This is a genomic window from Marvinbryantia sp. (assembly GCF_047017445.1).
GTDB lineage: Bacteria > Bacillota > Clostridia > Lachnospirales > Lachnospiraceae > Marvinbryantia.
Genome location: NZ_JBKXTT010000014.1, coordinates 45,326 through 66,540, shown reverse-complemented (window position 1 = coordinate 66,540; position 21,215 = coordinate 45,326). Strand labels below are relative to the sequence as shown.

Annotated in this window: 20 protein-coding genes; 18 read left to right on the top strand and 2 right to left on the bottom strand. The window is 50.3% G+C overall.

The features are described 5' to 3' along the window. Nucleotides 1-2: 2 nt before the first annotated feature. The 11 genes from ACLU9Q_RS15130 to ACLU9Q_RS15080 all read left to right on the top strand — a co-directional run bounded on the left by ACLU9Q_RS15130 (nucleotide 3) and on the right by ACLU9Q_RS15080 (nucleotide 10,842). Nucleotides 3-857 (top strand): carbohydrate ABC transporter permease, encoded by an 855-nt coding sequence (locus tag ACLU9Q_RS15130; protein ID WP_302591467.1) that lies wholly within the window; start codon nucleotides 3-5, stop codon nucleotides 855-857. A gap of 7 nt (nucleotides 858-864) precedes the next feature. Continuing rightward, complete coding sequence (locus tag ACLU9Q_RS15125; RefSeq protein ID WP_302226284.1) at nucleotides 865-1,704, top strand: carbohydrate ABC transporter permease; 840 nt, start codon at nucleotides 865-867, stop codon at nucleotides 1,702-1,704. Between the two features lie 11 nt (nucleotides 1,705-1,715). Then, nucleotides 1,716-3,788: a biotin/lipoyl-binding protein gene (locus ACLU9Q_RS15120; protein ID WP_302591469.1), complete on the top strand. Its 2,073-nt coding sequence runs from the start codon at nucleotides 1,716-1,718 to the stop codon at nucleotides 3,786-3,788. Between the two features lies 1 nt (nucleotide 3,789). Next, nucleotides 3,790-4,779 carry an ABC transporter permease gene (locus ACLU9Q_RS15115; RefSeq protein WP_302591471.1) on the top strand — a complete coding sequence of 330 codons (990 nt, stop codon included), beginning with the start codon at nucleotides 3,790-3,792 and terminating at the stop codon, nucleotides 4,777-4,779. Between the two features lie 306 nt (nucleotides 4,780-5,085). Next, nucleotides 5,086-5,535 (top strand): hypothetical protein, encoded by a 450-nt coding sequence (locus ACLU9Q_RS15110; protein WP_298513393.1) that lies wholly within the window; start codon nucleotides 5,086-5,088, stop codon nucleotides 5,533-5,535. Nucleotides 5,536-5,548: 13 nt separating this feature from the next. Further along, complete coding sequence (locus tag ACLU9Q_RS15105; RefSeq protein WP_302591476.1) at nucleotides 5,549-6,409, top strand: hypothetical protein; 861 nt, start codon at nucleotides 5,549-5,551, stop codon at nucleotides 6,407-6,409. Between the two features lie 203 nt (nucleotides 6,410-6,612). Further along, a complete protein-coding gene (locus ACLU9Q_RS15100; protein ID WP_298513399.1) occupies nucleotides 6,613-6,930 on the top strand; it encodes an SH3 domain-containing protein in 318 nt (105 codons plus the stop codon). Nucleotides 6,931-6,985: 55 nt separating this feature from the next. Further along, nucleotides 6,986-7,855: a CPBP family intramembrane glutamic endopeptidase gene (locus ACLU9Q_RS15095; RefSeq protein WP_296837225.1), complete on the top strand. Its 870-nt coding sequence runs from the start codon at nucleotides 6,986-6,988 to the stop codon at nucleotides 7,853-7,855. Beyond that, a complete protein-coding gene (locus tag ACLU9Q_RS15090; protein ID WP_296928266.1) occupies nucleotides 7,798-8,619 on the top strand; it encodes a C39 family peptidase in 822 nt (273 codons plus the stop codon). The genes ACLU9Q_RS15095 and ACLU9Q_RS15090 overlap by 58 nt, the downstream gene beginning before the upstream one ends. A gap of 62 nt (nucleotides 8,620-8,681) precedes the next feature. Beyond that, the gene (locus tag ACLU9Q_RS15085; protein ID WP_296837219.1) at nucleotides 8,682-9,389 is read left to right on the top strand and encodes a response regulator transcription factor; all 708 of its coding nucleotides are present in this window, start codon (nucleotides 8,682-8,684) and stop codon (nucleotides 9,387-9,389) included. Further along, a complete protein-coding gene (locus ACLU9Q_RS15080; RefSeq protein WP_296837216.1) occupies nucleotides 9,379-10,842 on the top strand; it encodes a sensor histidine kinase in 1,464 nt (487 codons plus the stop codon). The genes ACLU9Q_RS15085 and ACLU9Q_RS15080 overlap by 11 nt, the downstream gene beginning before the upstream one ends. Before the next feature lie 64 nt (nucleotides 10,843-10,906). Here ACLU9Q_RS15080 and ACLU9Q_RS15075 read toward each other — a convergent pair whose 3' ends face one another. Beyond that, on the bottom strand, nucleotides 10,907-12,226 hold the full coding sequence (locus ACLU9Q_RS15075) for an ATP-binding protein (protein WP_296837213.1): 1,320 nt from the start codon (nucleotides 12,224-12,226) through the stop codon (nucleotides 10,907-10,909). 91 nt (nucleotides 12,227-12,317) lie between these two features. Then, nucleotides 12,318-12,710: a hypothetical protein gene (locus ACLU9Q_RS15070; RefSeq protein WP_296837210.1), complete on the bottom strand. Its 393-nt coding sequence runs from the start codon at nucleotides 12,708-12,710 to the stop codon at nucleotides 12,318-12,320. 450 nt (nucleotides 12,711-13,160) lie between these two features. Here ACLU9Q_RS15070 and ACLU9Q_RS15065 point away from each other — a divergent pair, with 450 nt between their 5' ends. The 7 genes from ACLU9Q_RS15065 to nusA all read left to right on the top strand — a co-directional run bounded on the left by ACLU9Q_RS15065 (nucleotide 13,161) and on the right by nusA (nucleotide 21,210). Continuing rightward, complete coding sequence (locus ACLU9Q_RS15065) at nucleotides 13,161-13,622, top strand: hypothetical protein (RefSeq protein WP_296837207.1); 462 nt, start codon at nucleotides 13,161-13,163, stop codon at nucleotides 13,620-13,622. Between the two features lie 168 nt (nucleotides 13,623-13,790). Continuing rightward, nucleotides 13,791-14,114, top strand: a complete 324-nt coding sequence (locus tag ACLU9Q_RS15060) for a PadR family transcriptional regulator (protein ID WP_302591483.1) — start codon at nucleotides 13,791-13,793, stop codon at nucleotides 14,112-14,114. Then, on the top strand, nucleotides 14,107-14,658 hold the full coding sequence (locus ACLU9Q_RS15055) for a DUF2812 domain-containing protein (protein ID WP_296837201.1): 552 nt from the start codon (nucleotides 14,107-14,109) through the stop codon (nucleotides 14,656-14,658). The genes ACLU9Q_RS15060 and ACLU9Q_RS15055 overlap by 8 nt, the downstream gene beginning before the upstream one ends. A 277-nt stretch (nucleotides 14,659-14,935) precedes the next feature. Continuing rightward, a complete protein-coding gene (locus ACLU9Q_RS15050; protein ID WP_296837198.1) occupies nucleotides 14,936-16,855 on the top strand; it encodes a DNA gyrase/topoisomerase IV subunit B in 1,920 nt (639 codons plus the stop codon). A 181-nt stretch (nucleotides 16,856-17,036) separates the two neighbouring features. Continuing rightward, nucleotides 17,037-19,283 (top strand): DNA topoisomerase (ATP-hydrolyzing) subunit A, encoded by a 2,247-nt coding sequence (locus ACLU9Q_RS15045; protein ID WP_296837194.1) that lies wholly within the window; start codon nucleotides 17,037-17,039, stop codon nucleotides 19,281-19,283. Nucleotides 19,284-19,506: 223 nt separating this feature from the next. Next, on the top strand, nucleotides 19,507-19,974 hold the full coding sequence (gene rimP, locus ACLU9Q_RS15040) for a ribosome maturation factor RimP (RefSeq protein WP_296837191.1): 468 nt from the start codon (nucleotides 19,507-19,509) through the stop codon (nucleotides 19,972-19,974). A 15-nt stretch (nucleotides 19,975-19,989) separates the two neighbouring features. Continuing rightward, nucleotides 19,990-21,210 (top strand): transcription termination factor NusA, encoded by a 1,221-nt coding sequence (gene nusA / locus ACLU9Q_RS15035; protein ID WP_296837188.1) that lies wholly within the window; start codon nucleotides 19,990-19,992, stop codon nucleotides 21,208-21,210. Nucleotides 21,211-21,215 lie beyond the last annotated feature (5 nt).

Below are 21,215 nucleotides of genomic sequence, written 5' to 3'. Positions count from 1 at the left end.
GTATGATAAGGGGCGTATCCGGACGGCGCAGGCAGTGGGAGGGAGTTTTCTTTATCCTTCCCAGCCTTGCCGGGGTGACCGCGTTTATTCTGGTGCCGTTTCTGGACGTTGTAAGGCGCTCGTTTACGGAAGTGATGAGCGGAAAATTTGCCGGGCTTAAGAATTACCGGACGATCTTTTCCAACAGCGCTTTTTTGCAGGCGGCGGGAAATACCATTCGCTTCACCGTGGTGTGCATTCCGCTCCTGCTGCTTATCTCACTGGCTGCGGCGGTGATGCTTAAGCGGCAGAAGCGGTTCGGCAGCTTTTTAAAAAGTATGTATCTGATGCCGATGGCGATCCCGGTGGCGTCGGTGGTGCTTCTGTGGAGGCTGCTGTTTGCCAGGAGCGGCATGTTAAACGGGCTTTTGTCCGTTTTCGGCGTGGGGGCGATCGACTGGATGAATTCGGACTATGCGTTCGGGGTGTTGGTGTTCAGCTATATCTGGAAGAATCTCGGCTACGATGTGATTCTCTGGCTTGCGGGGCTTTCCGGCATTCCGGAGAGCATTTACGAGGCGGCGCGGGTAGACGGCGCAGGCGAGTGGCGCTGCTTTGTCAGCATTACAATGCCGAACCTGCTGCCTTCGCTTTATACGATCGCCGTGCTGTCCTTTCTGAATTCGTTTAAGGTGTTCCGCGAGGCGTACCTGGTGGCGGGCGATTACCCGCACGGGAGCATTTACATGATGCAGCACGTGTTTAACAACTGGTTCCGGGAGCTGTCTATCGATAAAATGTCGGCGGGCGCGGTGGTGAACGCTGCGGTGATCCTTGCGCTGGTGCTTTTGCTGCAGCGGGCATGGGAGAAGGAGTGAGATGCGGATGAAGAACAAATTGATCCTGCTTCCGCTGATTTTGCTGGCGGCAGTCTGCTGTTACCCGGTGCTCTTTCTTCTGACGGGCGCGCTGATGGACAGTGTGGAGCTGAAGGAACGGCTGGGACCGGTGCTCGGAAGCAGCGAAGGCTTCGTTGGCTGGGCGCTGCTTCCGCAGTACCCGACATTGCAGAATTACGTGGAGCTGCTTTTGGATACCCCGGAATTTTTTGTGATGTTCTGGAATTCGGTCAAGCTGACGGCGGGCGTGCTTACAGGGCAGCTTCTGATCGGGGTTCCGGCGGCGTGGGGATTTGCCAGGTTTGATTTTCCGTTTCGGAAGCCGCTTTATACCCTGTACATTATTTTGATGATGATGCCGTTCCAGGTGCGGATGCTCTCGGATTATCTGGTGCTGGATAAGCTGAAGCTTCTGGATACGCACCTTGGGATCATCCTTCCGGCGGTGTTTTCGACCTTTCCGGTGTTTATCATGTACCGGTTTTTCCGGGGGATCCCGGAGGCGATCATTGAGTCGGCGAAACTGGATGGTGCAGGCAGTCTGCAAATCTTTCTGTATATCGGGCTTCCGCTGGGTTCGGGCGGCATCATATCCGCACTGGTGCTGAATTTCCTGGAATACTGGAATCTGATCGAGCAGCCGCTGACATTTTTAAAGGATAAGACGCTGTGGCCGCTGCCGCTGTTTCTGCCGAACATCGGGCTTGAGAAGGCGGGGATCGCCTTTGTAAGCTCGGTTGTCACATTGATCCCGGCAGTGTTTGTTTTTCTGCTCGGGCAGGATTATCTGGAGCAGGGCATCGCGGCGTCTGCGGTGAAGGAATAGAGGAGGGCAATATGAAGAAGCGAGTGATCGGGGCGTTCGCCGGTTTTCTGGCGGCGATGCTGCTGTTTACCTTTTTGTCGCGGGCTGCGGACAGTCTGAGTGTCGCAAAGGTGACGGTGAAAAAGGCGGAGCGCGGAAAAGTCAATCACACGGTGACGGGCACCGGGACGGTGGTGCAGAATCGCGAGCAGGCGGTCTCTACGCTTGCCGGGCAGACGGTGAAGAGCATTTATGTGGAGGAGGGGCAGCAGGTGAAGAAGGGAGACCTGCTGTTTGAAATTGATCTGATCAGTCTGAAGGAACAGATCCTGAAGCAGAAGCAGGAGATGAAAAAAGCCGATCTGCAGTCGCAGGATAAAGCGAGCAGCCGGGCGGCACAGGCGCAGCGGAACGCGATCAGCCAGGGGCGTGCGGCGGAGGATTACGGCGTGGTGGCATCCAAGGGGAATACGGCGGTTTCACGCGCCGCAGCGGAATTGCAGAAGGCAAAGAATAAGCTGAAGGCACTGGAAAAGAGCGACGGCAGCCAGACGGGAACCGACGCGGTGGAGGAGGTGCTGAAGCAGACCTGTGAGGACAAAAAGGAGGAATACGAGGAGGCAGTCAAATATAAAGAAGAGCTGGAGAAGGCAATCGACGAGGCGGTGAAAAAGGCGCTGGCAAACCTTGCGAGCGGACAGGAGACGGCGAGCCTGATGATAACGGAGCCGGAAATCCATTTCTCCGGGGAGACGCCGGAGATGAGCGATGAGACTGCTGCAGGGGAGAATGAGCCGTCTGCTTTGGATGCCGGGACATCGATGGCAGCGGATACAAATGCGCCGGCTGCGTCGGATGTCATCCAGCCGTCTGCCCCGGAAGCAGAGATGACGTTTACAACGGATACGGAAGCAGTCGTCACGCCGGACACGGAAAAAACGCCAACCCCGGACACGGAAAAAACGTCGATCCCGGACACGGACGGACAGCCTGGTATTCCGGATACAGACGGTCAGCCGTCTGTCCCGGACACGGGAGCGGTCACGCCGGATACCAGCCAGCCCTCGACCTCCGGCTCCGACGCGGACGATGACGGCGAGCAGATCATCGACGGGGAGACAGAAGGACAGACGCAGGATCCCTGGCTTTTAGAACAGCGCATCCGCCAGGAAAATCAGTATCTTTTAGATGCGGCGGAGGTGCAGATCCACGTAAAGGAACAGGAAAAGGCGGACGCTGACGCAGCGCTTGCTTCTTACCAGCAGGAAAAGGCGGCGGGCGCGCAGACCAGCGTGGAGGAGATGAAGGCACAGCTTCAGGAGGAGATCACGGCAAAGCAGCAGGCGTATGAGGACGCGGTGACGGCGGCGAACGACAGCCTGCGCAGTGCAGGGCGGGCGATCGAGGACGCCAACGCGCCGGAGGGAACCGACAGCACCGGCGAGATCGACGCGATCACCCGCGAGCAGGAGGAGCTGACGCTTCAAAAGCTGGAGACGCTTCTGGAGGCAGAGGGAAAGGTGACGGCGCCGATCGACGCCACCGTCACGAAGATCAATCTGATGACGGGGGAAAAGACGCCGGACGGCACGGCGATGCTGCTCTCTGACACGGCGGCGGGCAACAAGCTGGTGGTGCAGGTGGATGAGAGCCAGGAAACATATATCGCCAAGGGCGACGACGCGACCGTTAAGGCGAACAATAAAAAGGCGGATACGCTGGAGGAGCTGACGGTGGATTCCGTGCGCACAAACGAGGAAAATGCCGATCTTCTGGACGTGACGGTGCAGCTCCCGGAAAACTCGCTGGAGGCCGGCACCTCGGCGACGCTGGAATCGACGCGTATCTCAGAGACCTACGACTGCTGCATCCCGATACAGGCGCTCTATGAGGAGAGCGGGAAATACTATATTTATGTGCTCTCGGAGAGCAGCACGGTGCTGGGAACGGAGCTGACGGCGACGCGCCTGGAGGTGACGGTGCTGGATAAGAACGAGACGAGCGCTGCGCTGCAGCCCGGTTCTCTTTCGTCAGATCAGCAGGTGATCGTATCCGCGGACAAGGCAATTTCTGCGGGAAGCCGTGTGCGGCTGATTGAGGAATGATATGAAAAAATATGGAAAAGGAATTTTCCGGACGCTGATTTTTGCGGCGATTTTGCTTTTATATGTGCTTGCGCAGCGGCAGGCGCGAATCCTTACGGCATGTGAGCGGACGGCGCTGATCCTGCTGGAGAGCAGCCCGCTGACGGGAGCGGACGTGGAAACGATGCGCAGGACAGAGCAGGAGCAGAAGCAGCCGCGTGAGTTCGCTGCCTGGAGCCAGGAAAACGAGGTAAAGGCGGAAAATGTCGATCTGGCGCGCACGCATACCGTGGCGACGGTCGCCGTCTGCGGACGCTCCGATCTCATTCTGGAGGGAACGGCGCGGCTGGATGCGGACGACCGCGACGGCTGTCTGATCGACGCAAATACCGCACAGAAATTGTTTGGAAATACAAACGTCATTGGTCTGTCGGTGGAGCTTTCGGGAAAGAAGAAGACCATCCGCGGGATTCTGTACGATACGGAGGATACGGTGGTATATGAGGAGAGCAGTTCCGATGCAAAGTTTACCAATCTGACGGTTTCGACGGGCGGCAGCATCTCCTACGAAAATCTGCGGCAGGACTTTATGGCGCGCCACGCGCTGGACGGGAAGTTTGTGCGCATGGACACGCTTGGCTGGATCCTGGGGCTGCTTGTCCTTATGATCCCGCTTGTTTTGGGCTGCCGTCTGCTGATGCGCTGCCTGCAGGCTGCTGCGGCATACCGCCGGGAGCGCGCAGGGCTTTTTCTTCTGGCAGCGACGGCGGTCTGCGCGGTGCTTTTTTTCTGGCTGATCGTCGGACAGATCAGCCTTCCGGCAGACATGATCCCAACCAAATGGTCAGATTTTGGTTTCTGGTCCGATTTTCTCCAGAAAGAGCGCCAGTCTCTGCTTCTGCTTTTGCTCACGGAAAAGCAGAAGCCGCTGCAGGGCTTTATTGAAAGCTTTTACCTTGGGGCGGGAGAGTGTCTTGCGGCAGTAATACTTGCGCTGAAGGTGAAAATATAGCAACAGTCCGGCTAAACTGCCCTGATACAAAATATAGAATATAATCCGACATACAGAAATACAAGACCGGGCAAAACGCCCGGTTTTTGTGTGTATGAGAAACATGTGTATAAGGCATGCTGTAACAGAGGATTTATGTAGGTGGTTTACATGAGGAGCAGACGGGTTAAGAAATCGTAAGAAATCTTCATCTGAGAAGTAAGAATTTTCTGGTATGCTGAAAGCAGAACTGGCAGGGAAGGAGGAAGAGGAAAAGAGTTTGCCCGATATGCTAAAAAGTATTTGTTGAATGAAGGGAGAAAGAAGATGAGGAATTTCAGTAAGAAGGTTAAAGGTATAGCAGCAGTTTTCGCATGTGTGTTGGCATTATCGCCAGCAACGGGTGTATTGGGGTGTGGCAACACGGATGGCTATAACGTGTTGCAGGAATGGCAGGAGGGACAGATTATCAGCGATTGTACGGGGAAACAGATGCTGATAACCGGAATTACGGAAGATGGTTCATTTTCTGCCAGAGAAATAAGAGCAGGGAATATAGTATACGCTACTCATGAGCATAAATATGAACAGTATTCCGAAGCGATATTTAAAAAAAATAAAGTAAGCATCAAGCCCGCCATTTGTTATTATAAGGTTTATGAAATTGTCTATCAGTGTACTATCTGCAAACAGAAAACCAGTATAGAAAATTCTATTCCGCAGAGTCATAATTATCAGTCAAATAAATGCACCATATGTGGACGCATTAAAAATTAGGAGAGATGAGAATATGAGTACGAGAAAAGCATTTTTACCTTTAACCCTGGCGCTTATGCTTACATTTCCGGTACAAGCGCGTAACATTGGGGGAAATGTGTACAAAATGTGCCGCAACGATATTTTCACGGATTATGAAAACCGGAATGTGAAAAAGATTGTTACAGAGACAAATGGGGACGGCACATTTCAGGCAGAAGATTTGGGTGTCTGGCTGCGTAATACCGGTATTTATGACATTTCCCTTCTGCGGGAAGAGGACAATTATCTGAAAGAAGAGTTTTACAGCTTCCAGCAGGAGCGGGTGGACGACGCGTACTATTATAACGAGGATGCATCATACGTTGACTTTACCTGTCTTGTGAAAGCAGGCGATGTGATAACAGCATCAGATACAGAAACAGAAACCGTGGAAAGAGTAGAAATCGATGGAAGCTTTACAACCAGAACAGAAACAACCGTCAATGTAAATGCACTTCTTCCGGCTGTTCTTGTACCGCGGACAGCGGAGGGGGAGACAGGTGAAAAATCAAGTCAGACGATTTGCATAACAGGAGAAATGGAATTTGTATTTGAGAGCATTATATTTGACGGGGAAAACAGCTCTATAGAAATTACCTGTGGAAATGGGGTGCCAGAGGATTCAGAATACTATCTGGAGGGAACCGATGACACTGGGAAAATGGTAAAATATCGTATGAACAGACTGGAAAATACAAAAGCAATTTTTACAAATGAGGAAGGGCAGGGAGTTTCCAGACAGGCATCTTCTGCAGATTTACAGCTTTATAAATACGAAACAGATAATGATATTTCGGAACAGAAAGAAGAATATACGAAAATCGGGGAAATGTTCTGTATGATATTGAGCTGATAAAAGAAAGAGCAGTCACACTTGATATGGCTGCTCTTTATCCGTGCGCTGGATTGACAGCCGTAAGAAGCAATAGTAAAATAAAAGTTAAGAAATATTAAGGGTTATGTAAACGAAAATGTAAGATAATTGTTTTATTCTATGAGTAGTTCAAGGATGGATCCACTTAGAACAAATAGAAAGACAGAAAGGATAAGAGAAAAATGAAGAGAAAAGTTATGGCAATGTTTTTGGCGGCAACCATGATGGCAACACCGGCAACCTATGTGGCTGCGGCAGATGGAAATGTTGCAGTGGTGCAAACAGATGCAGTTCAGACACGTGCTACGACAAAGTATTATGTCACAGCGGATGTACTTAATGTAAGAAGCGGTCCGGGGATGGGGTATAGTATTATCGGGTCACTTACATATAATCAGGTAATTTCTGTTACGTCTATCAGCGGCGGATGGGCAAAATTTAAATATATAGATCGTACAGGTTACGTTTCGGCAGAATATCTGGCACTGTATAATAGTTAAGAAATAATAAATCGGGCGGGTGCTTTTTGCATCTGCCCGAAAACGGGGATGAGTTATGCAAAGAAAAGCAAAAGCGCTTCTGCATGTGGCGGCAGTGTTCCTGATTCATATTTTTACAGTTTCTTTCAGCAGAGTGGCATGGAGAATGGATACGTCTCTTGTTGTGAAAGAACTTGCGGGTAATTGTCTGAATTTGTGGAGCGTATTTACGGCAGTTTATCTTTATACAAAATATGTGATGAAGATTTCTCTGGCGGATGTCTATTGCAGAAAACCACTGTTTCTGCGGCGCTGGTGTATTGTCGCCGTGCTTCTTCCTGCTGCAGTAGATATGTTCTACCTGTTTTGTGTGAAGGGAACGCTGGCATTCGAAAATCCCACGCTGCAGGATTTGGCCAGAATTTTCGTATCGAATGTTTTTGGACAGGGCATACGGGCGGCTGTGACGGAGGAGTTGCTTTACCGGGGGCTTGCCTTTCACGCGTTGCAGACTGGTTTTGGAAAAAAAGGCGCGGCAGCGGCATCTGTTTTCACATATACCCTGATCCAGTGTATGGCAATGTCATTTTTGAATGTGAAAGACGCGCTTCTGACGATACTGGGAACATTTCTGATGGGGACGGTGCTGACGCTGGTTGTCTGTGAGAGCGGTTCTATCTGGTCGGCGGTACTGATTCATGCGCTGTATAGCATTTTTGCGGGAGACGGACAAATTTTGCATATTGATACAAACCAGAGTTTTCCGGCTATCTGGACTTATACCTTGGAAACGGACAACTGGCTGCTTATAGGTATGCCCGGAATGAATACCATATACAGGGCGCTGCCTTCCATGCTTGGCTTTTTACTGACAGGGGTACTGGCGGTATGCTGGATGAGAAAGGCAGGCAGGACGGGAGCGGTCTGCGGAAGGGAGCGGAAATGAAAACAGGATTATGTATAGTTTGTGCGACAGCAGTTATAGTGGCTGTTGGACTGTGCCGGAAACCGGCGGCGGTTCTGGCAAGAGAAGAAATACTTGTCGGTGTACCGCAGGCGGATGCTAATATAGAAAAAGCTGCACTGACGGAAAATCTTTATCCTGCAGAATTAATCAGCGCCTTACAGCGGAATCACGAGCTTCTTGATTTTGTGGAAGGATATCTGACAATTGAGGCGAGAGCTTACGGCGGCATTACGCAGGCGGAAAGCCGGGAGCAGTGCCCGCTTTTTCTGCAATGGGATGCGCGCTGGGGGTATGCACCATATGGAGAAATCAATATCGGGCTATCCGGCTGCGGACCAACCTGCCTGTCGATGGTGCTCTACAGTCTCACGCGGGACGAGAGCCTTACGCCCGACATGCTGGCGCAGCGCGCGCTGGATGAGGGGTATTATGTGGAGGGCGTAGGAACCTCCTGGGCATTTTTAAAAGATATAGCCCCGCAATATGGGGTGATGGTTACGGAAGAGCAGCTATATGATGAAGAGGCGATGAAGCTGTACCTGGGCGATGGCAAGCTTGTTATCTGCGCGATGGGACCGGGAGATTTTACGGATACGGGGCATTTTATTGTGGTCAGAGGATATGCCGATGGAAAACTGCTGATTAATGACCCGTTCAGCCGGAAAAACAGCACCCGGGCATGGGAGCCGGAGGTCATCCGTAGTCAGTGCAGCCGGGTGTGGACCTATGAGGCGGTAAGATAACGGAACAACCATTTATGTCTGATTGCGCAGGCTTTATCATACAGGAAAGAGAGGCGGTCTGGATGGATCATAACAACATACTGATGATTGAAGACGACCCGGCAATCCGGGAGGGTGTGCGCATTCTGCTGGAGGGAGAGGGGTATCACGTGGAGGAAGCGGAAAACGGCAGGATGGGGCTGGAAAAACTGACGGAGAATACTCATCTTGTAATACTGGACATTATGATGCCGGGAATCTCCGGAATCAGGACCTGTGAGGAAATCCGCAAGGTATCGAATGTGCCGGTGCTGTTTCTGACGGCAAAAGAGCAGGAATCCGATAAGGTAATCGGTCTGACGGCGGGCGGGGACGATTATCTGGTAAAGCCGTTTTCCTATGCGGAGCTGCTTGCCAGGGTAAAGGCGCTGCTGCGCAGGCGCAACGTTTACGACAAAGCAGCACAGGAGGAAAAGAGCAATCTGCCCGAATGGCTGGGGAAGGGGGACATCCGTATCTGCACCATACAGAACAGTGTGTTTGTGCGGGGAGAGGAAGTGAATCTCACAGAACTGGAATACCGGCTGCTGCTTCTTTTCATGGAATATCCGCAGAAAATATTTTCCGCGCGCAATCTCTATGAGAGCGCATGGGAGGAGCCGTTTGACCTCGGCTCTGCAAACACAGTGATGGTGCATATCCGCAGGCTCAGAAAAAAGGTGGAGGAGGATGCGCAGAATCCGAAGCTTATCGAAACCGTATGGGGAAAGGGATACCGCCTTGGCAGATAAAGTACGTGCGGAAAGAGATACCGCTCTGGCAGATAAAATACATGGGGAAAGGGATACCGCCCTGGCAGATAAAATACGTGTGAAAAGGGGTACTGCTCTGACAGACAGATTTCGTGCGGAAAGCCTGACAGGAAAGATGGTAACGCGCCTGTTGCGTGGGCTGGGCGTTGGTCTGTTTGTTTTTGTTGTGCTCTATTTTGGGAGCGTGAATATTCTGCAGTATGATACGCAGTGGAGCTTTCTGCTCTATCATGAGGAGGAGAAAGGGCTGGAAGCGCTCCAGATTTATGCAGACAGGAATCACCTGGCGGCGACAGATGCTGCCAAAATCCGGAAATGGGCAGAAGAAAACGGGTTTGCGGAACTGAAAGTTTACCGTGAGGATGAAATTTTATTTGACAGCAAAGTAAAGGACAGGGACAGCCGCGGCACGGAGGAAGGGTCAGGCGTCTGGGCGAGCGGCATAAGCCAGTATGCAAGAAAATATACGGAGGTCGTTCACTTTGCAGATGGAGACGCTTTTGTTTATCTGTATAGCGGTCTGGCAGAAAAGTACTTTCACTTCATCTTTGGTATCACGGTGATGCTTGGCTTTGCAGCCTGTCTGGGTGTCTTTATCCAGGGAATGCAGGAGGATGTGCGGTATATCCAGTGTCTGCAGCGCGAGGTGGCGGTAATCAGCCTGGGAAATCTGGAGGAGAAGGTGACGATACAGGGAGAGGATGAGCTGGCGCAGCTCGCACGCGGACTGGACAGTATGCGGCAGGAGTTAAAGGAGCATGAGCAGACAGAGAAGGAGCTGCGCGCGGCGCAGGAAAAGCTGGTGGTCGGCATGTCGCATGACCTGCGCACGCCGCTGACAGGGCTGCTGACGTATATGGAGATTTTAAGAAAGCAGGAGCGGGAGGGAAATGTCAGCGGGGAATACATTGAGAAAGCGTACAGCCGCATCCTGCAGATAAAATCGATGTCTGACCGGATGTTTGAATTCTTTTTTATTGATTCCCAGAAAGAGACAGAGCTGGAGCCGCCGGAGGATATCCGCAGCGTGCTGGGGGATTACCTCTCGGAGCTGTGCGCCCTTTTAGCGGACGACGGCTTTTCGGTAAACGCGGACGGGCTGGAGTGGAGAAATGTCCGTATACGGGTAAATACCGATTATATGGGGCGTATCCTGAACAACATCATTTCCAATATCGAAAAATACGGCGACCGGGAGCGCGCGGTGCAGATAGAGCTTACCTGCGGGGCGGACCAGGTGGAGGTTCTTATCGCAAACGGAAGAGCCATGCCGGACAGCTACGTTGCCGGAACCGGCATTGGTGTGAAAAACGTCTCTATGATGATGGAAAAAATGGGCGGCTCCGCCAGGGTCGGAATCCTGGAGGATACCTACTGGATAGAACTGTGGTTTCCAATATGTGAAGATACAACAAAATCCCACCGCTGCTGATGCAGAGATGGGATTTTTCCTGTGCCACAGTAAAAATTCCCCCTGCATAGCAGGGGGTAAATCTTTAGACAGAAATCAACCAGTCAATCAGGTTGATGGATTTTATACCATTATAGGAAGAATCCATTCCGGTATTCAGGGAAAGAACGATTTTTTCGTAGTTATCGCTGATTTTCTGGAGTGGTGCTAATTCCCGCCTGCGAACGTCTTCACTGGTCATTGCTTCCGTGACCTGAACATAAAGTTTGTCGTCTGCCTTTGTTGCGATAAAATCAACTTCGGAATTATCTACCTTACCGATAGAAACATCATATCCCCGACGAAGCAGTTCAAAGTAAACAACATTCTCTATCGCATGACCGCTATCACGGTCTCTGAATCCAAGCAGATAGTTCCTGAGTCCAATATCAACAATGTAGTATTTCCCAAGGGTACGTAAGAATTCCTTTCCTTTGATATCGAATCTTTTGACATCATAGAAGAAATATGCCTCCAGCAGTGCATTTACATAAGCCTGTACAGTGTGAGCACTTGGGGTTCCTTTTCGCCTCCCGTCTTCAAGAAGTCCTTCATTCACCAGGGTGTTGCCGATAGAAGAAACAGAAATGTTGCTTCCGATGTTATCAGCAAGGAACATGGTAATCTTTTTCAAAAGAACAGGGTCGGTGATTCTCTTTTGACCTCTGCGATTTTCGCGTTCGAGAATATCTCTCATAATAACGGTAGAGTAGATGCCCTCCAGCAGCACCAGTGCTTTTTCCTGGTCTAAGCCTATGTCAGCAATGCCCGGCATTCCGCCAAACCGCATATATGCATCAAAAACCTCATGGAGTTCATAATAATTTCCCATTTTATCAATAGCTTGTTTGCGTGTATTGCCCCAGGCACTTTTCGTTTCTCTTATTTCAAAATCGTGGAATGATAAAAATTCAGAGAAAGACAAAGGCAGCATCTTTATTTCTACGCATCTGCCAGATAAATAGGTGGCATATTCGGAGGAGAGCATGTAGGCATTTGAACCCGTGACATAAATATCGCAATTAAAATCAACACGGAAAGAGTTCACAGCATCCTCCCAGTCAGGAACACGCTGAACCTCATCGAAGAAGAGGTACATTCTTTTATCTGGTATGATATGCTGCCTGACATATTCGTAGAAAGAATCGCTATTCATATTCTTATAAGCGTGTGATTCAAAATTCATTTCAAGAATCTGGTCGTCAGTAACTCCATTTTCCTTTAGGTGAATGGTCATTAGTTTCAGCAGGCTGGATTTGCCACATCTGCGGATTCCGGTAACAACCTTCACTGGCTCGGTGTCCTGAAATGCTATAATCTTATTTAGGTATAAATCTCTTTTTTTGAGTTTATGAGTATCAATCATTTGCCATACCTCCTTGTGATAAGAGTATAGCATAAACTTATGAAAAAATCAAGTTTGTGCACTGAAATGCAAAAACTTGATTTATCTGTTGCTATCCTTTGGAACCGACCGGGGCGCCGCCGCCCATGACATTTCCGTTTTTGTCGATGATGCGCCCCTGGGAATCGACGTGTCCGCCCTCCGGCACAGCCCAGCCGCCGTCTTTTGAAAAGGTTTCTCCGCTGGGAGTGGCAATATTTCCGTTGCTGTCAACACGGGAACCCTTTGGCGGAACAAAGCCCTGCCCGGCGACATCTTCCACGCTGTCTGACGAATCCTTTGCAGCAGTGGCAGAAACATTTTCTGTTTCTTCTGCCTTTGTCCGGCTTTCCGTCTGTGTGCTGAGTTCTGTTTCCGTCTGCGTGGCGGGAGCTTCATTTGCACAGCCGGTCATCCCGGCAAGCAAAACCGCTATACAGATTCCTGCAAATCTTCTCTTCTTCATTTTCACGTCCTCCTTCAATTCGTTTCCGCAAGATTTCCCGCACCCTACCCTGAAGCACGGGAGAGGTTTGTCTTTATTGTATCACGGGAAAAGCTTAATATTAGCTTACAAATTCTTAATAATCATGAATATTGGGGCGCGATTCGGGTTGTTTTTCATTAAAAATTTTATTGACAATTTTTGAATTATCCGGGTATAATAAAAACAAGAAAACAGTTTGTTTTCGGTATGCACAGTCTCCGTGAATGACGGGACTATAATTTCGAATATCATTCAACAGTATGTTTTGACTCCGGGAGCGACGGGTCATAAATTTCGAATATCGCTCAATTGTATGTCTGGTCTCCGCAGATGACGGGACTATAATTTCGAATATCATCTAATTGTATGAAATAACAATAACTCCACTTTCGTGGAGTTATTGTTATATTGGAGGATGAAAAGCAACATATGATAAAACTGGTCAAGGTGAAACAAGAATTTTATGATTTATGTAATAAATATTCAGTAGCGGATGAACTGTTATTTAATGAAAAGGGTAGGCCATGTGTTTTGCTTATTCGTTTGCGATATAAAGGAAATCTGGGAACCTTTGTTGTTCCATTGAGGTCTAATATATCCCCGTCAGTGCCAAAGAAAGACTATTTTCCTCTGCCGCCCAATAAGAAAACAAAACCGAAATATCGTCATGGAGTTCATTATATAAAATTGTTTCCAGTGAGTAAGAAGTACATTGATACATATCCTGTCGGCGGAGATGCTTATTATTCTGCTGTTTTGAATATATTAACTAAAAATGAACGCAGAATTGTTATGGCGTGTCAGGACTATCTGAGACAGTGTGAAAATGGCAACAAACATATGATGACGCCGGATATAGATGGCATTTTAGCTGTTTTGGACATGTATTAAGGTGATACGGGAAATGAACAGGCGGAATCGAAGAATGTATCAGATAGCAAAGCGGCAGAGAACAAAATCTCTGTCGTTTTTTGTTGGAAACTTCTTGACAATTATATCGGACTTCGATATACTATATATAGAACCTCGATATATCGAAGTGAAATAGTGAGGATGTATATGGATAGTAAAATCAAACGAATTTATGTACCGATGACGGAAAGCGGTTTTTATATTTTGTTCTGTCTCCAGCAGCCGCAGCATGGTTACGGAATCAGCCAGCAGGTCAGGCAGATGACAGACGGAGAGTTGATCATCAGTGCGGGTACGATGTACGGAACGCTTTCGAAAATGGAAAAAGACGGGCTGATTGCCTTTCAAAGGGAAGAAGAAAAAAGAAAAATTTATCAGATTACAGAGCTTGGAAAAGAAATCTTAAATCTTGAACTGAAACGTATAGAACGTTTGTATAAAAATAGCAAAGGAGAGGGAGTAAATGAATAACAGAAAAACGGTTATACGCTTTTTTACCATCGCGGATTACGAGGAGGAAGAAGCCTGGCTGCATGAGCAGCATAAAAACGGATGGAAACTATCGAAAATGATTCCGCCGTGCTTCTATATTTTCGAGCAGTGCACGCCGGAAAATGTGGCGTATCGGCTGGACTATAAAAATAACACAGAAAACAGTCACTATTTTCAGATGTTCCGGGATTATGGCTGGGAATATATCGGGCGATGCGTTGGATGGCTATATTTCCGGAAACCGTTATCAGAAACAAATTCCGAACAGGATGGAGAAATTTTCTCCGACAACGAATCAAGAGTGGAATTGATCAATCATGTAATGAAAACCCGGCTGCTTCCGCTTATGATAATCTTCCTCTGCTGTGTGTTTCCGAATTTTATCAAAAGCATGGAGACCAGCGATTCCCTTGCAAGCGTGTTCACAGTGCTGTTTGCTGTTCTGACGCTGCTATATCTTTATCTGTTTGTTTATTGCGGTCTGAAACTGCGAAAACTGAGAGAAAAATACAGAAATGACTGAAACACTTGCTTCTAGAAAGACCGTCGTTATTGTTCACGCCAGCCTCAAAACACCTGCTGTTTGAGGCGTGAGAATGTGATTCAAGCGTGAGCAAATCCCATTCGCGAAGCGAATTTTAAATGGATTTGCGAAGGTTACTGGAACGGAGTGAACAGTAACAGACCGTCACCCCGCCGGGCGACGGCTTTTCATTTCTGCTTGCATTTTTTTGCGGGATGTTGTTATAATGCATAAGGAAATAAACTGGAAATGATTTAAATAAAGGATAGAGTGATTTATGGCAAAAAAGACATATGACGCGGCGAGTATATCCGTGCTGGAGGGACTGGAGGCGGTCCGCAAGCGGCCGGGCATGTATATCGGCAGCGTTTCCAGAAAGGGATTGAACCATCTGGTTTATGAGATTGTAGATAATGCGGTGGATGAGCATCTGGCAGGCTATTGCAGTCAGATTGAGGTATATCTGGAAAAGGACGGTTCCGCAACGGTGAACGATGACGGGCGCGGCGTGCCGGTGGATATGCATGAAAAGGGCGTCCCGGCGGAGCGGCTGGTGTTCACGACGCTGCATGCGGGCGGAAAATTTGATAATGACAGCTACAAAACCAGCGGCGGTCTGCACGGAGTCGGCTCTTCGGTGGTAAACGCGCTTTCCACGTATCTGGACGTGCAGGTGAGCCTCGGCGGACAGATCCACCACGACCGCTTCGAGCGGGGCGTGCCGGTGGTGGAACTGGAGAAGGGCTTGCTTCCGGTGATCGGGAAGACGAAAAGAACCGGTACCTGCATCAATTTTCTGCCGGATCCGGAAATTTTTGAAAAGACACAGTTTGCGGCGGAGGAGATCAAGAGCCGCCTGCACGAGACGGCATACTTAAACCCGGCGTTGACGATCATTTTTGAAGACCGGCGGGGTGAGACGGTCGAGCATCTGGAATATCATGAGCCGGATGGCATCGTGGGCTTTGTAAAGGATTTAAACCGCAACAAGGAGACGGTACAGGAGCCGCCGGTGTACCTGAAGGGCGAGCTGGACGGCATCACGGTGGAGTGTGCGTTCCAGTATGTGAACGAATTTCATGAAAACGTGCTTGGCTTCTGCAACAACATTTACAACGCGGAGGGCGGCACGCATCTGACGGGCTTTAAGACGGCATTTACTGCGATCATGAACACCTACGCCAGAGAGCTTGGCATTTTAAAAGAAAAGGATGCCAATTTTACCGGCGCGGATATCCGCAACGGCATGACGGCGGTGGTGTCTGTGAAGCATCCGGCGCCGCGCTTTGAGGGGCAGACAAAGACGAAGCTTGACAACCAGGACGCGGCGAAGGCGGTCGCCAAGGTGGTCGGCGACGAGGCGGTGCTGTATTTCGACCGCAATCTGGAAACTTTAAAAAAGGTGCTGTCCTGCGCGGAGCGGGCGGCAAAAATACGAAAGACCGAGGAGAAGGCAAAGACGAACCTTCTGACGAAGCAGAAGTATTCCTTCGATTCCAACGGCAAGCTGGCAAACTGCGAGAGCAGAAGACCGGAGCTGTGCGAGATTTTTATCGTAGAGGGAGATTCTGCGGGCGGCTCCGCAAAGATGGCGCGCAACCGTAACTTCCAGGCAATCATGCCCATCCGCGGAAAAATCCTCAACGTGGAGAAGGCAAGCATCGACAAGGTGCTGGCGAACGCGGAGATTAAGACAATGATCAACGCTTTTGGCTGCGGATTTTCAGAAGGCTATGGAAATGACTTCGATATCTCGAAGCTGCGTTACGACAAAATTATCATTATGGCGGATGCCGACGTGGATGGCGCGCATATCAGCACGCTGCTTTTGACATTGTTCTACCGCTTTATGCCGGAGCTGATCTACGAGGGGCACATCTATATTGCAATGCCGCCGCTCTACAAAGCGATGCCGTCGCGCGGACCGGAGGAATATCTGTACGACGACAAGGCGCTGGAAAAATACCGGAAGACACATAAAAACTTTACGCTGCAGCGCTACAAGGGTCTCGGAGAGATGGATGCGCAGCAGCTCTGGGAGACGACGCTCAATCCGGAAACGCGTGTACTCAAGCGCGTAGAGATCGAAGATGCGCGCATGGCATCCAGCGTCACGGAAATGCTGATGGGCACCGAAGTGCCGCCGCGCAAGGCGTTCATTTATGAGCACGCAAAGGACGCCGAGCTGGATATATAAGCTCTTCCAGGCGGAGGAGGCGTTTTAGGCGGCGGGGTGGTAAGATGCGTCTGGCGTCTGGGAAAATGAGCGGCGCCGGGCAGCAAAAAGACATTCCGGGACATATCGGTGAGTGGATTCCGGAAAAAGCGGCTTCTCGCAAAAAAAGGAAATTTGAGGTAATATGAGGTAATAGAAATATATGGAAAACACACAGCAGCAGATCATCCGGACAGAGTATTCGGAGATCATGCAAAAATCTTATATTGATTATGCGATGAGCGTCATCGTGGCACGTGCGCTTCCGGATGTGCGCGACGGGCTGAAGCCGGTACAGCGCCGGACGCTCTACGACATGTATGAGCTGGGTATCCGCTACGACCGCCCGTACCGCAAATGCGCGCGTATCGTCGGCGATACGATGGGTAAATATCATCCGCACGGCGACAGCTCCATCTATGAGGCGCTTGTCGTTATGGCGCAGGATTTCAAGAAAGGACTTCCTCTGGTGGACGGTCACGGCAATTTCGGCTCCATCGAAGGGGACGGCGCCGCGGCGATGCGTTACACGGAGGCGCGTCTGCAAAAAGTCACGCAGGAGGCATTTCTTGCCGACCTTGATAAAAACGTGGTTCCGTTCGTTCCAAACTTTGACGAGACGGAAAAAGAGCCGGAGGTGCTTCCGGTGCGCCTGCCAAACCTTCTGATCAACGGTGCGGACGGTATCGCGGTCGGTATGGTGACGAGCATTCCGCCGCACAATCTCGGTGAGGTGATCGATGCGGTCATTGCCACTATTAAAAACAGCGACATCACGACGGAAGAGCTGATGCAGTACATTCAGGGGCCGGATTTTCCCACCGGAGGCATCGTGGTCAACAAGGACGAACTGCCGGACATTTACAAGACCGGCACGGGCAAAATCCGCATCCGCGGCAAGGTGGAGGTGGAGAAGGGAAAGAACGGAAAAGAAAACCTTGTCATCAGCGAAATTCCCTATACCATGATCGGCGCCAATATCGGCAAATTTTTAAACGACGTGGCTGCTCTGGTGGAGACGAAAAAGACGACCGATATCGTTGATATCTCCAACCAGTCGTCGAAGGACGGCATCCGCATTGTGCTGGAGCTGCGCAAAAACGCCGACACGAATAATCTGATAAACATGCTTTACAAAAAGACGCGCCTGGAGGATACCTTTGGCGTAAATATGCTGGCGGTGTCGGACGGCAGACCGGAAACGCTCAGTCTGAAAAAAATCATTGAGCATCACATCGATTTCCAGTTTGAGGTGAACACGCGCAAGTATCAGACGCTGCTGGAGAAGGAGCAGGCAAAGAGGGAAATCCAGGAGGGGCTGATAAAAGCCTGCGACGTTATCGACCTGATTATCGAGATCCTGCGCGGAAGCAAGAGCCGCGAGCAGGCGAAAGAATGTCTGGTAAACGGCGTTACCGAGGGCATCAAGTTTAAATCGCGCGCCTCGAAAAAGCAGGCGGAGCAGCTTCGTTTTACCGACGCGCAGGCGACGGCGATCCTGGAGATGCGGCTCTACAAGCTGATCGGGCTGGAGATCGCCGCGCTGCAGAAGGAACACGACGAGACGGTAAAGAATATTGCCCGCTACGAGGATCTTTTAAATAATTACGGCTCCATGGCGAAGCAGATCGTGAAGGAGCTGCAGAGCTTTAAGAAGGAGTACGCCGTACCGCGCAAAACGGTGGTTGAGAACGGCGAGGAGGCTGTCTATGAGGAAAAGAAGATTGAGGAGATGGAGGTCGTCTTTCTGATGGACCGCTTCGGCTACGCGCGCACTGTGGATGCGGCGACCTACGAGCGGAACAAAGAGACGGCGGACGCGGAAAACCGCTATGTGATCTCCTGCATGAATACCGATAAGATCTGTCTGTTTACGGATATGGGCAGCCAGCATCTCATCAAGGTGCTCGATGTGCCCTTCGGAAAATTCCGCGATAAAGGCAAGCCGATCGATAATTTCTGTAATTACAGCAGCGCGCAGGAGACGATCGTCTATGCGGAGAGCCTGCAGCGCGTGAAGATGTCTTTGCTAATTTTCGGAACTGCGCAGGGCATGGTGAAGCAGGTGGAGGGCAGCGAGTTTGATGTGGCAAAGCGCACGATCGCGGCGACGAAGCTGCAGGAGGGCGACAAGGTGATCTGCGTACACCGGATGGACGAGGCGGAGACGGCGGTATTTAAGACAGAGCGCGATATCTGTCTGCGCATCCAGATCGGCGATATTCCTTTAAAGAAAAAGGGCGCGATCGGCGTACGCGGCATCCGCTTAAATGAGGGCGACCGCGTGGAGGCAATGTATTATCCGAACGGCGAAAAGGATAAAACCATTCTCTATAAAGAAAAGGAAGTCCGGCTGGACAGGCTGAAGGTCGCCGGGCGCGACACCAAAGGCACGAAGCTGCGCGGATAGCAGCTCGCAGGCGGTAAAAAATATGGAAAAATCGTGTAAGATTAAGGAAAACTTGAAAAAAACACTTGTTTTTCCGGATAAGCGTGCTATAATGAGGATGATAAGAATATGTTACTAGAGTGTGAGCGGGTTGAAAAACCCGCTCAATCTTATGTTGCCGGGCGTGTCGGAGAAAAAAGACGGCGGACACAAAAGACGGCATATCTGGAGGAATGCGGGGCGTATGACAAAAAAAGAAATGTATGAACAGAAAACGGAAGCGATACTGCAGCCGATCGTGGATGCGAACGGATTTGAGCTGGTAGACGTGGAGTATGTGAAGGAGGGCGGAAGCTGGTACCTGCGCGCGTACATCGATAAGCCGGGCGGCATCACGGTGGACGACTGCGAGCTGGTGAGCCGGGCGGCGAACGATATTCTGGATGAGCAGGACTTTGTTGAGGAATCCTATATCTTTGAGGTAAGCTCTCCGGGACTTGGGCGGCCACTCAAAAAAGAGAAGGATTTTGTGCGCAGCATTGGGGAAGAAGTGGAGATCCGCACGTTCCGCGCGATAGAACGACAGAAGGAATTTTACGGCATTTTAAAAGCCTTTGATAAAGAAACCGTCACGATCATGATGGAAGATGAAAGTGAAATGCAGATTGCGAGAGCTGATATTGCGCTGATAAGACTGGCTTTCGATTTTTAAGGAGGAAAAGGGAAAATGAATAACGAATTAATGGAAGCACTGGACGTTCTGGAGAAGGAGAAAAACATCAGTAAGACGGTCCTGCTGGAGGCGATCGAGCAGTCGCTGATCCAGGCGTGCAAAAACCATTTTGGCAAGGCGGACAATGTGAAGGTGGATATCGACCCGAACACCTGTGAGTTCTCCGTCCATGCGGAGAAAACCGTTGTGGAAGAGGTGGAGGATCCGGTGATGGAGATCAGCCTCGCAGACGCAAAGATGAAGGATTCCCGCTACGAGGTGGGCGATGTGGTAAATGTGGAGATCAAATCGAAGGAGTTCGGACGCATCGCAACACAGAATGCGAAAAATGTAATCCTCCAGAAGATCCGTGAGGAGGAGCGCAAGGTGCTGTACAACGAATATTACAGCAAGGAGCGCGAGGTAGTGACCGGCATCGTGCAGCGCTATCTTGGAAGAAATGTCAGCATCAATCTCGGCAAGGTAGATGCGGTTTTAAATGAAAATGAGATGGTGAAGGGCGAGACCTTCTACCCGACCGAGCGCGTGAAGGTTTACGTGCTGGAGGTAAAGGACACGCCGAAGGGACCGAAGGTACTCGTTTCCCGCACACATCCGGAGCTGGTGAAGCGGCTGTTTGAAAACGAGGTGACGGAGGTGCGCGACGGCACCGTTGAGATCAAGTGCATTGCAAGAGAGGCAGGCAACCGCACGAAGATGGCGGTCTGGTCGAACGACCCGGATGTCGATGCGGTGGGCGCATGTGTCGGCATTAACGGCTCCCGTGTAAACACCATTGTTGAGGAGCTGCGCGGAGAGAAGATCGACATCATCAACTGGGATGAAAACCCGGCGCTGCTGATCGAGAACGCGCTCAGCCCGGCAAAGGTTATTTATGTTGCGGCGGACAATGATGAGAAGACTGCACAGGTAGTCGTGCCGGATTATCAGCTTTCCCTTGCGATCGGCAAGGAGGGACAGAACGCGAGACTTGCCGCAAGGCTTACCGGCTTCAAGATCGATATCAAGAGTGAGACGCAGGCGATCGAGGCGGGAGACTTTGACGAGATCGAGGATGACGATTATTACGAAGAGGACTATGACGAGTACGGAGATGCCTATGCCGAGGATGACGGTCAGCAGTATGAGGAGACTTACGCCGAAGAGGATGGGCAGCAGTATGAAGAGGACGGCGCGTATGAGGAAGATCCTGCGCAGCCGGAATCCGAAGAATAAGCGGG

What these genes read in the sequence shown, in the direction of transcription:
- ACLU9Q_RS15130 (WP_302591467.1), top strand. Translation starts at nt 3, where the DNA reads ATGATAAGGGGCGTATCCGGACGGCGCAGGCAGTGGGAGGGAGTTTTC.
- ACLU9Q_RS15125 (WP_302226284.1), top strand. Translation starts at nt 865, where the DNA reads ATGAAGAACAAATTGATCCTGCTTCCGCTGATTTTGCTGGCGGCAGTC.
- ACLU9Q_RS15120 (WP_302591469.1), top strand. Translation starts at nt 1,716, where the DNA reads ATGAAGAAGCGAGTGATCGGGGCGTTCGCCGGTTTTCTGGCGGCGATG.
- ACLU9Q_RS15115 (WP_302591471.1), top strand. Translation starts at nt 3,790, where the DNA reads ATGAAAAAATATGGAAAAGGAATTTTCCGGACGCTGATTTTTGCGGCG.
- ACLU9Q_RS15110 (WP_298513393.1), top strand. Translation starts at nt 5,086, where the DNA reads ATGAGGAATTTCAGTAAGAAGGTTAAAGGTATAGCAGCAGTTTTCGCA.
- ACLU9Q_RS15105 (WP_302591476.1), top strand. Translation starts at nt 5,549, where the DNA reads ATGAGTACGAGAAAAGCATTTTTACCTTTAACCCTGGCGCTTATGCTT.
- ACLU9Q_RS15100 (WP_298513399.1), top strand. Translation starts at nt 6,613, where the DNA reads ATGAAGAGAAAAGTTATGGCAATGTTTTTGGCGGCAACCATGATGGCA.
- ACLU9Q_RS15095 (WP_296837225.1), top strand. Translation starts at nt 6,986, where the DNA reads ATGCAAAGAAAAGCAAAAGCGCTTCTGCATGTGGCGGCAGTGTTCCTG.
- ACLU9Q_RS15090 (WP_296928266.1), top strand. Translation starts at nt 7,798, where the DNA reads ATGCTGGATGAGAAAGGCAGGCAGGACGGGAGCGGTCTGCGGAAGGGA.
- ACLU9Q_RS15085 (WP_296837219.1), top strand. Translation starts at nt 8,682, where the DNA reads ATGGATCATAACAACATACTGATGATTGAAGACGACCCGGCAATCCGG.
- ACLU9Q_RS15075 (WP_296837213.1), bottom strand. Translation starts at nt 12,226, where the DNA reads ATGATTGATACTCATAAACTCAAAAAAAGAGATTTATACCTAAATAAG.
- ACLU9Q_RS15070 (WP_296837210.1), bottom strand. Translation starts at nt 12,710, where the DNA reads ATGAAGAAGAGAAGATTTGCAGGAATCTGTATAGCGGTTTTGCTTGCC.
- ACLU9Q_RS15065 (WP_296837207.1), top strand. Translation starts at nt 13,161, where the DNA reads ATGATAAAACTGGTCAAGGTGAAACAAGAATTTTATGATTTATGTAAT.
- ACLU9Q_RS15060 (WP_302591483.1), top strand. Translation starts at nt 13,791, where the DNA reads ATGGATAGTAAAATCAAACGAATTTATGTACCGATGACGGAAAGCGGT.
- ACLU9Q_RS15055 (WP_296837201.1), top strand. Translation starts at nt 14,107, where the DNA reads ATGAATAACAGAAAAACGGTTATACGCTTTTTTACCATCGCGGATTAC.
- ACLU9Q_RS15050 (WP_296837198.1), top strand. Translation starts at nt 14,936, where the DNA reads ATGGCAAAAAAGACATATGACGCGGCGAGTATATCCGTGCTGGAGGGA.
- ACLU9Q_RS15045 (WP_296837194.1), top strand. Translation starts at nt 17,037, where the DNA reads ATGGAAAACACACAGCAGCAGATCATCCGGACAGAGTATTCGGAGATC.
- rimP (WP_296837191.1), top strand. Translation starts at nt 19,507, where the DNA reads ATGACAAAAAAAGAAATGTATGAACAGAAAACGGAAGCGATACTGCAG.
- nusA (WP_296837188.1), top strand. Translation starts at nt 19,990, where the DNA reads ATGAATAACGAATTAATGGAAGCACTGGACGTTCTGGAGAAGGAGAAA.